General features: G+C 70.0%; 12 protein-coding genes. 8 read left to right on the plus strand and 4 right to left on the minus strand.

The annotated features are described in order from the left end of the window. Positions 1-69 precede the first annotated feature (69 nt). Complete coding sequence (locus ACFY16_RS35945) at positions 70-954, minus strand: hypothetical protein (RefSeq protein ID WP_390651413.1); 885 nt, start codon at positions 952-954, stop codon at positions 70-72. Between the two features lie 625 nt (positions 955-1579). On the opposite strand from ACFY16_RS35945, the gene rplM reads away from it, so the two are divergent. The 3 genes from rplM to glmM all read left to right on the plus strand — a co-directional run bounded on the left by rplM (position 1580) and on the right by glmM (position 4162). Next, positions 1580-2023: a 50S ribosomal protein L13 gene (gene rplM, locus ACFY16_RS35950; protein ID WP_384722813.1), complete on the plus strand. Its 444-nt coding sequence runs from the start codon at positions 1580-1582 to the stop codon at positions 2021-2023. A 42-nt stretch (positions 2024-2065) separates the two neighbouring features. After that, on the plus strand, positions 2066-2587 hold the full coding sequence (gene rpsI, locus ACFY16_RS35955) for a 30S ribosomal protein S9 (protein WP_030950653.1): 522 nt from the start codon (positions 2066-2068) through the stop codon (positions 2585-2587). A gap of 216 nt (positions 2588-2803) precedes the next feature. Further along, the gene (gene glmM / locus ACFY16_RS35960; RefSeq protein ID WP_390651414.1) at positions 2804-4162 is read left to right on the plus strand and encodes a phosphoglucosamine mutase; all 1359 of its coding nucleotides are present in this window, start codon (positions 2804-2806) and stop codon (positions 4160-4162) included. An 87-nt stretch (positions 4163-4249) separates the two neighbouring features. Here the strand turns inward: glmM and coaA are convergent, their stop codons facing one another. Further along, complete coding sequence (coaA, locus tag ACFY16_RS35965) at positions 4250-5218, minus strand: type I pantothenate kinase (RefSeq protein WP_390651415.1); 969 nt, start codon at positions 5216-5218, stop codon at positions 4250-4252. A 278-nt stretch (positions 5219-5496) separates the two neighbouring features. On the opposite strand from coaA, the gene glmS reads away from it, so the two are divergent. Further along, positions 5497-7344, plus strand: coding sequence for a glutamine--fructose-6-phosphate transaminase (isomerizing) (glmS, locus tag ACFY16_RS35970; RefSeq protein ID WP_390651416.1), 1848 nt, complete (start codon positions 5497-5499; stop codon positions 7342-7344). On the opposite strand, the gene ACFY16_RS35975 is transcribed toward glmS, so the two are convergent. Both ACFY16_RS35975 and ACFY16_RS35980 read right to left on the minus strand, forming a co-directional pair. After that, complete coding sequence (locus ACFY16_RS35975; protein WP_390651417.1) at positions 7305-7526, minus strand: DUF397 domain-containing protein; 222 nt, start codon at positions 7524-7526, stop codon at positions 7305-7307. The two genes, glmS and ACFY16_RS35975, sit on opposite strands and share 40 nt — an antisense overlap. Before the next feature lie 8 nt (positions 7527-7534). Then, positions 7535-8377 (minus strand): helix-turn-helix domain-containing protein, encoded by an 843-nt coding sequence (locus ACFY16_RS35980; protein WP_390651418.1) that lies wholly within the window; start codon positions 8375-8377, stop codon positions 7535-7537. 202 nt (positions 8378-8579) lie between these two features. Between ACFY16_RS35980 and ACFY16_RS35985 the strand changes: the two genes are divergently transcribed. From ACFY16_RS35985 to ACFY16_RS36000, 4 genes are all read left to right on the plus strand, one after another. Further along, complete coding sequence (locus ACFY16_RS35985; protein WP_390651419.1) at positions 8580-9014, plus strand: ATP-binding protein; 435 nt, start codon at positions 8580-8582, stop codon at positions 9012-9014. Positions 9015-9359: 345 nt separating this feature from the next. Continuing rightward, positions 9360-9731, plus strand: coding sequence for a holo-ACP synthase (locus ACFY16_RS35990; protein WP_390651420.1), 372 nt, complete (start codon positions 9360-9362; stop codon positions 9729-9731). A 258-nt stretch (positions 9732-9989) separates the two neighbouring features. Further along, the gene (locus ACFY16_RS35995) at positions 9990-11426 is read left to right on the plus strand and encodes an NAD(P)H-hydrate dehydratase (protein WP_390651421.1); all 1437 of its coding nucleotides are present in this window, start codon (positions 9990-9992) and stop codon (positions 11424-11426) included. A gap of 157 nt (positions 11427-11583) precedes the next feature. Continuing rightward, positions 11584-12267 carry a L,D-transpeptidase family protein gene (locus ACFY16_RS36000; RefSeq protein ID WP_390651422.1) on the plus strand — a complete coding sequence of 228 codons (684 nt, stop codon included), beginning with the start codon at positions 11584-11586 and terminating at the stop codon, positions 12265-12267. Positions 12268-12277 lie beyond the last annotated feature (10 nt).

Here is a 12277-nt window from a genome sequence, read left to right on the forward strand (position 1 = left end):
CGTCATTCGGCATTCGCCTTTGACGAGCGTCATTCGTTGCTGCCCGGCGTCACCCGTTCCTGCCGGGCGTCACTCGTCGGCCGCGGCCGACGCCTGGGCCTCGCCGCGCCTGCGGATCTGCCGGAACGTGAACTCGGCGAGGTCGTCACCCGTGCTGAACACCTTGGTGTCCTTGGTCGTGACGTCCTTGCCGCTGGGGAAGCCGGTGATCGTGAAGTAGGCGTAGCGGCCGTAGGCGTTCGTCGTGGAGCGGCAGACGGCGCCGCTGCAGAAGTCCTTGACGCCCTTGCCGGACAGCGCCTTGACGATGCTCTTGCCGTCTGCCTGGCCCTTGGCCTTGGTGGCCTGTGCCTCGGTGTCGAAGACGGCCACGCCGACGGTCACCGCGATGTCGTCCTTGGTGTAGGTAACGCGCATCAGCCGGGTGCAGCCGTTGGCGGTGAGGATCTTCGGAAGCGTGCCCTGGGCGGCCGTGGCGCAGCTCTTCGTGTCGGCCGTGGCGCCCTTCTTGTACACGGTCTCGGTCATGGTCAGCTGCGTGCCCGGGAAGAGGATGTCCGGGCCGAGCGGCGCCGTGTCCTTCTTGGCGCTGGCCACGAAGTCCTTCGGGTCCAGCGGAGGCGGGGCGGTCGTGGGGGCGAACGACGGCGTCGCGGTGGCGCCGCCGCTCGGTATGTCCGCGGTCGCGGGCAGTTGGGAGGCCGGCTGGTTCGACGCCTCGGAGTCGCCGTTCGCCGACATCACGCCCAAGGCGACGGCGGTGCCGATGCCGACCGTGGCCAGCACGCCGCCGCCGATGAAGAGGATCCGCCGCCGTTTGTTGCGCGTCTCCGACGCCTCGGCGAGTGCCGCCCAGTCCGGGGACTGCCCGTCGCTGCCGCTGGTCCACGGCTGCTGCGAATTCGGTTTCCAGGGATCCCACTGGGACTGGGGTCCCCCCTGCCCATAGCTCATGGGGCGCATCTTAGACGGGACGCGGTGGATGCGGTTCTGCCTCAACGAGCGCTGGAGCCACGGGCGTTCGGGGAGCAAGAAGGGTTATAGGCGACATGTCCTGGCAGCGGGTCTCGAGCGAGAGGGGCCGGACCTGCGCATACGTGTACGAGGTTACGGACGGTCACGCAGCATGCGCGGTCATGTGCCGACGGCGCGCGTGCGAAGCTGTGAATGACAGAGCGGGCTGGACCGCACCGGGCACGACGGCGGTACCCCGCCGCGGGCTTCCCTGCTGCCGGCACCCGGATCTCGTACCGCCTGATCGGAGTGCCCGATCTCACAGGGTGGTCGGCGGTCCACGCGGACCGGGTCGAGGCCCGCTGAAGGGGCGCATGGGGCCGGATGGGGCGCGTGTGTGGGGCGCGCGCGACCTCGTTTTGACCCGTCCATGGGGGCCCGGGTACTCTGATTCTTCGTTGTGTATTGGCTTGCCTTCTCACGGGACGGGCCCTTACACCGGTCCACCGGGCCGATGACCAGCGACCAGCACGCGGTTTGCGTCACCGCAGTGCGGTCAGGGCTGTCGTGATCGTCTTTGGTGACCTGTCAGGACCACTCACTGAAGAAGCGAAGGCTACGAACCGTGCGTACGTACAGCCCCAAGCCCGGCGATGTGACGCGCCAGTGGCACGTCATCGACGCTCAGGACGTTGTCCTGGGTCGTCTCGCCACCACTGCCGCCAGCCTCCTCCGTGGCAAGCACAAGCCGATCTACGCCCCGCACGTCGACACCGGTGACTTCGTCGTCATCATCAACGCCGACAAGGTGCACCTCTCCGGCAACAAGCGGACCCAGAAGATGGCGTACCGCCACTCGGGCTACCCGGGTGGTCTGCGCGCCGTCCGCTACGACGAGCTGCTCGACAAGAACCCCGAGAAGGCCATCGAGAAGGCCGTCAAGGGCATGCTCCCCAAGAACACCCTGGGCCGTCAGATGCTCTCGAAGCTGAAGGTCTACTCGGGCGACCAGCACCCGCACGCTGCCCAGCAGCCGGTGCCGTTCGAGATCACCCAGGTCGCGCAGTAGTTCCGGCCACCCCCTAAGACGAAAAGAAATCTGAGGAGAATCGTGGCCGAGACCACTGTTGAGCAGCCGGTCGAAGAGACTGAGCTCGTCGACATCGACAGCTACACCACCGAGTCCGAGGTCCCCGTCGAGGGCGAGTACACCTCGGAGTCGCTGGCTTCCCGCTTCGGCGAGCCGCAGCCGGCCGCCGGCCTGGGCCGTCGCAAGAACGCCATCGCCCGCGTCCGGATCGTCCCGGGCACCGGCAAGTGGAAGATCAACGGTCGCACCCTCGAGGACTACTTCCCGAACAAGGTGCACCAGCAGGAAGTCAACGAGCCCTTCAAGGTGCTCGAGCTCGAGGGCCGCTACGACGTCATCGCCCGCATCGCGGGTGGCGGTGTCTCCGGTCAGGCCGGTGCCCTGCGCCTCGGCGTGGCCCGCGCCCTGAACGAGGCGGACGTGGACAACAACCGCGGCCCGCTCAAGAAGGCCGGCTTCCTCAAGCGCGACGACCGTGCGGTCGAGCGCAAGAAGGCCGGTCTGAAGAAGGCCCGCAAGGCCCCGCAGTACAGCAAGCGCTAATCACCAGCTGCCTGCACGTACTCCGAACGCCCCGGCGGCACGCCACAGTGCCGCCGGGGCGTTCGTTTATCACAGCCTTCGGGCGTATAACGGCACAAGACGCTCAATGGCTTGTGCTATCGGATGGTCAGGCATCGAATGCCTGGGAGCGGAAGCCCCGTGTGTGGGCCGCACCGGCACACGGCTTCCGTAACTGACGCTTCCTCAGGAGGACACGTGGGACGACTCTTCGGCACGGACGGCGTGCGCGGTGTCGCCAACGCGGATCTGACGGCCGAGATGGCGCTCGGTCTGTCCGTCGCGGCGGCACATGTGCTGGCCGAGGCGGGTACGTTCGCGGGCCACCGGCCGACGGCGGTGGTCGGGCGGGACCCGCGCGCGTCCGGGGAGTTCCTGGAGGCCGCCGTGGTCGCGGGCCTCGCGAGTGCGGGCGTCGACGTCCTGCGCGTCGGCGTGCTGCCGACGCCGGCGGTGGCGTACCTCACCGGCGCGCTCGGCGCCGACCTCGGCGTGATGCTGTCCGCCAGCCACAACGCCATGCCCGACAACGGCATCAAGTTCTTCGCCCGCGGCGGCCACAAGCTCGCCGACGAACTCGAGGACAAGATCGAGACCGTCTACGAGGAGCACCGCACCGGCGCGCCCTGGGAGCGGCCGACGGGCGCGGGCGTCGGCCGCGTGCGGTCGTACGACGAAGGGTTCGACAAGTACGTCGCCCACCTCATCGCCGTACTCCCGAACCGGCTGGACGGTCTGAAGATCGTCCTCGACGAGGCGCACGGCGCTGCCGCGCGGGTCTCGCCCGAGGCGTTCACTCGGGCCGGCGCCGAAGTGATCACCATCGGTGCCGAGCCGGACGGGCTCAACATCAACGACGGCTGCGGATCGACCCACCTCGGCCCGCTGAAGGAGGCCGTCGTCGCGCACGGTGCCGCACTCGGTATCGCGCACGACGGTGACGCCGACCGCTGCCTCGCCGTGGACCACACCGGTGAGGAGATCGACGGCGACCAGATCCTCGCCGTGCTCGCGCTGGCGATGCGGGAGCGTTCCGCGCTGCGCTCCGACACCGTCGTCGCGACCGTGATGTCCAACCTGGGCTTCAAGCTGGCGCTGGAGCGCGAGGGCCTCAAGCTCATCCAGACGGCGGTCGGTGACCGCTACGTCCTGGAGGAGATGAAGCAGCACGGCTACGCCCTCGGCGGCGAGCAGTCCGGGCACGTGATCATCCTCGACCACGCGACGACCGGCGACGGCACGCTGACCGGGCTGATGCTGGCCGCGCGGGTCGCGGAGACCGGGCGTTCGCTGCGGGAGCTCGCGTCCGTGATGGAGCGGCTGCCGCAGGTCCTCGTCAATGTGCCGGACGTGGACAAGGCGCGGGTCGGGACGTCCGCGGACCTCGCCACCGCGGTGGCCGAGGCGGAGCGGGAACTCGGCTCCACGGGACGGGTGTTGCTGCGGCCGTCCGGTACGGAGCCGCTGGTTCGCGTGATGGTCGAGGCCGCGGACATCGATCAGGCGCGGTCGGTTGCCGGGCGGTTGGCGGATGCGGTGAAGTCCGCGCTCGGCTAGACCAGTTCCTGGCTGAACCCCTGACGGGCCTCTCCGGCACCGCCCACTTGGTGGGCGGTGCCGGCCGCTTTCCGGGGCCGGTGGCCGTCAGAGTTTGCGCAGACTCAGCCGCTGCACCTTGTGGTCCGGGCCCTTGCGCACGATCAGGGTCGCGCGGCCGCGGGTGGGGGCCACGTTCTCCACGAGGTTGGGCTTGTTGATGGTGCGCCAGGTGGTGCGGGCGTAGTCGAGGGCCTCCTCCTCGGAGACCTGGGTGTACTTGCGGAAGTACGAGGACGGGTTCTGGAAGGCGGTCGCGCGCAGCTTCTTGAACCGGTTGAGGTACCAGTGCTCGATGTCCTCGGTGCGGGCGTCGACGTACACACTGAAGTCGAAGTAGTCGGCGAGGCCGACCCGGGTGCGGCCGTCCTTGCCGGGCAGCGCGGGCTGCAGGACGTTCAGGCCCTCGACGATGAGGATGTCGGGGCGGCGGACCGTGAGCCGCTGGTCGGGGACGATGTCGTAGATGAGGTGCGAGTAGACGGGGGCCGTCACCTCGTCCTTGCCGGCCTTGATGTCGGCGACGAAACGAGTCAGGGCGCGGCGGTCGTACGACTCGGGGAAGCCCTTCCGCGACATCAGGCCGCGGGCTTCCAGTTCCCTGGTGGGGAGCAGGAAGCCGTCCGTGGTCACCAACTCGACGCGCGGGTGCTCGGGCCATCGGGAGAGCAGGGCCTGGAGGAGCCGGGCGACGGTGGACTTGCCGACGGCGACCGAGCCCGCGACTCCTATGACGAACGGGGTGCCGGACTGGGAGCCCTGTTCGCCGAGGAAGGTGTTGAGCGCGCCTCTGAGTCCGTCGGTGGCGCCGATGTAGAGGTTGAGCAGCCGCGACAGCGGAAGGTAGATGTCGCGCACCTCGTCGAGGTCGATGACATCGCCGAGGCCGCGCAGCTTCTCGACCTCCTCGGCGGTGAGGGGGAGCGGCGTCTTGTCGCGCAGCGCACTCCACTCGGCACGGGTGAGGTCGACGTAGGGAGTCGCCTCCGGCTTGTGCCGGTGGGCGCTCCGGGGCATCGAGGAGACCGGAGAGATCACAGTCCATTGTTAACGGAGTTTGAACGGGGTGGGAGGTGGGGTGCGTCACGCCGGGCCGGGCTGGGGGCGAGAGAGGGGCTGGTCGCAGGCTCGGGAAGGGGCTGCGAGAGAGCTGGAGCGGGCCGGGAAGGGGCTGTGGGCGGGCTGGAGGGGGGCCCGGAAGGGGCTGTGGGCGGGCTTCGTACGACGGTGGGAATTTCCGATTTCGGGCACGCGGCGGCTCTTTTCGGCGGGCGCCGGACCTTAGGCTGCCGCTCATGTGCGGAATCGTGGGATACGTGGGGGCGCAGCCGGCGCTCGATGTTGTCATGGCCGGACTCAAGCGGCTGGAGTACCGGGGGTACGACTCGGCGGGCGTCGCCGTGTTGGCGGACGGGGGGCTCGCCGCGGCGAAGAGGGCCGGGAAGCTGGTCAATCTGGAGAAGGAGCTGGTCGAGCGGCCGCTGCCGTCCGGTACGACGGGCATCGGGCACACCCGGTGGGCCACGCACGGAGGGCCCACGGACGCGAACGCGCATCCGCATCTCGACAACGCGGGGCGCGTCGCCGTCGTGCACAACGGGATCATCGAGAACTTCGCGGAGCTGCGCGCCGAACTGGCGGAGCGCGGGCACGAGCTGAACTCCGAGACCGACACCGAGGTGGTCGCGCACCTGCTCGCCGAGGAGTTCTCCTCCTGCGCGGACCTGGCGGAGGCGATGCGGCTGGTGTGCCGGCGGCTGGAGGGCGCGTTCACGCTGGTCGCGGTGCACGCGGACGAGCCGGACGTGGTCGTCGGGGCGCGGCGGAACTCGCCGCTCGTGGTGGGCGTCGGCGAGGGCGAGGCCTTTCTCGCCTCGGACGTCGCCGCGTTCATCGCCCACACGCGGTCCGCGATCGAGCTGGGTCAGGACCAGGTGGTGGAGCTGCGCCGGGAAGGCGTGACCGTGACGGGCTTCGACGGCCGTCCGGCGGAGGTGCGTTCCTACCACGTCGACTGGGACGCGTCGGCCGCGGAAAAGGGCGGCTACGACTACTTCATGCTCAAGGAGATCGCCGAGCAGCCCAAGGCGGTCGCCGACACGCTCCTGGGCCGCATCGACGCGTCCGGCTCGCTGACTCTGGACGAGGTCCGTATCTCCACCGCCGAGCTGCGCGAGGTGGACAAGGTCGTCATCGTCGCGTGCGGTACGGCCTTCCACGCCGGGCTGATCGCCAAGTACGCCATCGAGCACTGGACCCGCATCCCGTGCGAGGTGGAGCTGGCGAGCGAGTTCCGGTACCGGGATCCGATCCTGGACTCCAGGTCCCTGGTGATCGCCATCTCCCAGTCCGGCGAGACCATGGACACGCTCATGGCCCTGAGGCACGCCCGCGAGCAGGGCTCCAAGGTGCTGGCGATCTGCAACACCAACGGCTCGACGATCCCGCGCGAGTCGGACGCGGTGCTGTACACGCACGCCGGGCCGGAGGTCGCGGTCGCCTCGACGAAGGCATTCCTGACGCAGCTCGTGGCCTGCTACCTGGTCGCGCTGTATCTGGGCCAGGTGCGGGGCACCAAGTGGGGCGACGAGATCCGGGCGGTGATCCGGGACCTGTCCCAGATCTCCGGCGAGGTCGACCGGGTCCTGGAGACGATGGAGCCGGTACGGGCTCTGGCACGGACCCTCGCCAGCAAGAACACGGTGCTGTTCCTGGGGCGGCACGTGGGGTATCCGGTGGCCCTCGAGGGCGCGCTGAAGCTGAAGGAACTGGCGTACATGCACGCCGAGGGCTTCGCGGCCGGCGAACTGAAGCACGGGCCGATCGCGCTGATCGAGGAGGATCTGCCGGTCGTGGTGGTCGTGCCGTCGCCTCGGGGGCGGTCCGTCCTCCACGACAAGATCGTGTCCAACATCCAGGAGATCCGGGCACGGGGTGCGCGGACGATCGTCATCGCGGAGGAGGGGGATGAGGCGGTCGTCCCGTACGCCGACCATCTGATCCGGATCCCGGCGACCCCGACCTTGCTGCAGCCGCTGGTGGCCACGGTGCCGTTGCAGGTCTTCGCTTGTGAGCTGGCCACGGCTCGGGGGAACGAGGTGGATCAGCCTCGGAACCTGGCGAAGTCGGTGACGGTGGAGTGAGTTCCCTTTAGGGCTTCGATGAAGGGGGTGAAGGACCCGGTCGGGAAGGTGAGGATGCCGACGGCCGGGTCCTTGGAGTCTCGGATGGCTATGCGGGTGCGGAGGTCGGCGATCTCGACGCAGGAGTCGCCGTCGCCGGGCCCGGAGTAGGACGACTTCCGCCAGTTGTCGGGGGTGTCCATGGAGTGCCTCACAGCTCTTTCGTCAGCCTGTGGATGAAGTCGCGCGACCGCCCGGGAACGAGCGATACGGCCTCTACTTTATGAAAGAGCGCGCGAAACGCGCCGAGTTGGGCCTCGGAGTCGATGAAGGACGCGCCGTGAGGGCCATCGCGTACGACCGTGTCCAACTTGGGTACGGCGCCTCCCGCGTACGTCATGGCGCTCGCCGCGCCGGCGAATCCCTCCAGGTCGAAGGGGATGACGCGCACGGTGACGTGCTCCGCCTCCGAAAGCTCCAGAAGGTGGGAGAGCTGGGCTCGTGAAGCGGCGCGGTCGCCGACCATGATGCGCAGTGCCGCCTCGTGGACGACGGCCTCGTACGGGGTGCCTTCGAGGGTCGTCTTGCGTTGCATCCGGTGACGAACCCGCAACTCCAGTTCTTCATGCGGAAGTTCTGGCACGCGATAGGAGAAGACGGCGCGAGCGTAGTCCTCTGTCTGAAAAGGCCCGGGGATGTAAAGGAACTGGACTTCCCTCAGGGACGTCGCATGGTGCTCCAGCTCGGCGAGGTCGAGAAAGGGCTTCGGCAGCAGCCATCGGTACGCCTCCCACCAGCCGCGCGTCCGGTCAGTCGCCATGGCTACCAGCGCCGAGACCAACTCGTCGTCCGTGCACATGTAGTGGGACGCAAGACGGCGCAGCCGCTCCTCGCTCAGGCCCGAGAGGCCGGACTCGATCTGGCTGATCTGGACGGAACTCACGCCGAGCAGCTCTGCGGCTTCGCGAGCTTTGAGGCCTGCCGCATCGCGAAGTCTGCGCAGTTCGGTCGCCAGGCGCGTCTGGCGTGCCGTCGGTTCGCGCCTCAAGCCCATCGACTGCTCCTTGGATCAACGGGCCTGCCGGTGCGGCTCGTTCGGGGACAGATTACGCGATTGGGTTGCTTGGTCTGTAAATAAAGGTCTACCGTCAGTGACGTAACGTGCACACAGCGGAAGTGCACCGCATCGTCCTGCTGTGACGGTTGCGGCACCGCCACCGCCCACCAACCTCCTTACCCCTGAACGGAGTTGACGCATGTCCGAAACCGAGCCCAACGAGCCGCATGAGCCCAACGAACCCTGGGAGTACTCCCTCTACATCCCCAACGACCCCCGAGCCGTCACCGTCTGCCGCCGCACCCTCCGTCTGATCCTCACCCTGCACGGACTGATCGGGCTCGTGGACACCGCCGAACTCCTCGCCACCGAACTGATCTCCAACGCCGTATGCCACACCAAGGGACCGGCCGCACTACGGGTGCGCTGGTCGGCGGGCGTGTTGCGGATCGGGGCGTGGGATGCCGACCCGGAGCCGCCCCCGCCGCCGGGGAAGTTGGAGCAGCTCGGGGAGGTCGAGGAGGGGCGTGGGCTGGGGTTGGTGCGGGCGTGTGCGGACGGGTGGGGCTGGCAGCCGCTGTCCAGGTTCGGCAATCGGGGCAAGCTCGTGTGGTGCGAGTTGGGGGCGGCTTGACTGCTGGCGCGCGCAGGATTGGCAGATTCGTGCCGGCTCCAACACCGTGGCCGTACCGTGAGGAGCCCGCGAGTGTTACAGATCTGCCAATCCTGTGACAGTTTCCTCGAGGGTCGATGTCGGGGGGGGGGCAGACCTTGGCGGCACCACTCTAGGCAGCGCGGTCGGCGGCGCCGGCATGGATGCGACGTTCCGGCCGGACGCCGGGTCCGGTGCGGTTTTCCGGTCGTCGGGACGAGAGGGGGTTCCGGCACCCATGAGCCGAGCCGCGCCCCAGTCCGCGTCCTGGCAGCCTGCTGTGACAGTCGCGTCGACGGAGGAGTCCCCGGCCGTAGGGTGCTCGGCATGAGCATCATCGGGGTCGGTATCGACGTGGCCGAGATCGACCGGTTCGCGGCATCGCTGCAGCGCACGCCCGGACTGGTCCAACGACTGTTCCTGGAGAGCGAGTTGCTGCTGCCCAGCGGGGAGCGCAGGGGCGTCGCCTCGCTCGCGGTGCGGTTCGCGGCGAAGGAAGCGGTGGCCAAGGCGCTGGGCGCACCGGCCGGCCTGCACTGGACGGACGCCGAGGTCTACGTCGAGGACAGCGGACAGCCACGGCTACGGGTGACGGGGACGGTGGCGGCCCGGGCGGCGGAGCTCGGGGTGCGGTCCTGGCATGTGTCGCTCAGCCATGACGCCGGGGTGGCTTCGGCGGTCGTGGTGGCGGAGGGGTAGAGCGCGGGCCTGCGTGATACGGCCTGGGGCATGGGCAGGCTGGAACCCGCGTGGCGCGGCCTGGGGCATGGGCAGGCTGGAACCCGCGCGGCGCGGCATGGGGCACGGGGAGGGCTGGAACCTGCGTGGCGCGGCATAGGGCATGGGCAGGGGCCGGTCCCCGCGTGGCGCGGCATGGGCAGGGCCGGCCCCCGCGTGACGCCTGTGGGGACGGTTAGAACCTGCGTGGTGCGTGTGGCGTAGGGAAGACTCGGTCCCATGCGTACTGCGTACAGCGTGGAGACGGTAAGGGCTGCCGAGCGTGAGCTGATGGCGCGGCTTCCGGAGGGTGCGCTCATGCAGCGTGCCGCCGCCGGACTGGCCGCCGCCTGCGCGGACTTGCTCGGGCGGGTCTACGGCAGCCGGGTCGTGCTGCTGGTCGGCAGCGGCGACAACGGCGGCGACGCCCTGTACGCCGGAGCCCGGCTGGCCCGGCGCGGCGCGGGCGTCACGGCGGTGCTGCTCGCGCCCGACCGCACGCATCCGGGCGGGCTCGCGGCGCTGCGCCGGGCGGGGGGCGTGACGGTTGCCCCCGGCGCGGCGAAGGAGCCGATCCTGCGGGCCGGCCTCGTCCTCGACGGCATCGTCGGGATCGGGGGCCGGGGTGGTCTGCGTCCGGACGCGGCGGCGCTGGCGTCGCTCGTCGAGGAGTCCCGGGCCGCCGTCGTCGCCGTGGACCTGCCGAGCGGGGTGGAGGCCGACACCGGGGAGGTGCGGGGGCCGGCCGTACGCGCCGACCTGACCGTCACCTTCGGGACGCACAAGCCGGGGCTGCTGATCGACCCGGCGCGGGAGTACGCCGGGTCCGTGCGGCTCGTGGACATCGGGCTCGGGCCCGAACTGCCGGACGAGGCGGAACTGGAGGCGTTGCAGCACGCCGACGTACGCGCGTTGCTGCCCTTGCCCGGCGCCGAGAGCGACAAGTACCGGCGCGGTGTCGTCGGCATCGCCGCCGGGTCGGCGCGCTATCCGGGGGCCGCCGTACTGGCCGTCGCGGGAGCGCTGCGGGGCGGCGCCGGGGCCGTGCGGTACGTCGGGCCCGCCGGGGACTCCGTCATCGCCCGCTTTCCCGAGACCCTCGTGTCGGACCGGGGGCCCAAGCACGCGGGCCGCGTGCAGGCGTGGGTCGTCGGGCCGGGGGCGGGGGACGACGCGGCGACCGTGGCGGAGGTGCTGGCGGCGGACGTGCCGGTGCTGATCGACGCGGACGGGTTGCGGCTGGCGGACGCCGGGGCGGTGCGGGCGCGTACGGCACCGACGTTGATGACGCCTCATGCGGGAGAGGCCGCGGCGTTGCTCGGGGTGGCACGTGAGGAGGTCGAGGGGGCGCGGCTGGAGTCGGCGCGGGAGCTGGCGGGGCGGTACGGGGCGGCCGTGCTGTTGAAAGGGTCGACGACGTTGGTCGCCGACGCCGCGGGCGGGGCCGTGCGGGTGAATCCGACGGGCACGTCCTGGCTGGCCACGGCCGGGAGCGGGGATGTGCTGTCGGGGCTGGGCGGGTCGTTGTTGGCGGCCGGGCTGAGTGCTGTGGACGCGGGGAGCGTGGCGGCGTATCTGCACGGGCTTGCGGGGAGGTTCGCGTCGGACGGGGCGCCGGCCGGGGCGCATGACGTGGCCGCGGCGATTCCGGGGGCCTGGCGGGATGTGCGGGAGTGAGCGCGCAGGGGACTGGCGGGAGTGAGCGCGCAGGGGAGTGGGGGACGGGTGCCGCCCCTGGCGGCACGACTGCCCGCAGCTGAGCGGGTTCCTCAATAAGGGTGACCCCTCCGCGCGCCACCCCTGCCCTGTCTTCTCCCCACGCTTCGCTGATTGCATGATCAGCGTACGAATGCGCAGTGTCGCCGTCTTGCTCACCGCAGTGACCGTCCTCCTTCCGGGGGCCGCCGCCCACGCCGCACCAGCCGCGCGCGTGAGGTGCAGCAAGCAGGCCGGGCCGTATCAGCGGCAGGTCGAACGGTGGCTGAAGCTGAAGGCGGACGGGAAGCAGTCGGCGGCCGACTGCCGGGCCGTCCGCGCGTTCCAGCGGAAAGAGAAGATCAAGCCCGCGACGGGGTTCGCCGGGCCCGTCACCTGGGCGCGGATGATGCTGAAGTCCGCGAGGAAGAACCCCAACGCGGCCAAGAAGTGCCCGGTGCGGACGTACCGTGTGGCCTGTGTGGACCTCAGCCGGCAGCTGACCTGGGTGCAGAGGGGCGAGAAGGTGGTCTTCGGGCCCGTGCCGATGCGCAGCGGGCGGGCCGGGTACCGGACGCGGACCGGATGGCACACCATCTACTGGCGGCACAAGAACCACTGGTCGACGATCTACCACACCTCCATGCCGTACGCCCAGTTCTTCAGTGGCGGGCAGGCCTTCCACGCCGTGCCCGACAGCATCTACACGACCGTCGGTTCCTGGGGCTGCGTGAATCTGAGGCCGGCCGACGCGCGCAAGCTGTGGGGCGTGTTGAAGAAGAACGACCACGTGTACGTGTGGGGGCGCAGGCCGGGGACGTAGCCCGGGGCCA

The organism is Streptomyces sp. NPDC001315, from assembly GCF_042896175.1.
GTDB lineage: Bacteria > Actinomycetota > Actinomycetes > Streptomycetales > Streptomycetaceae > Streptomyces.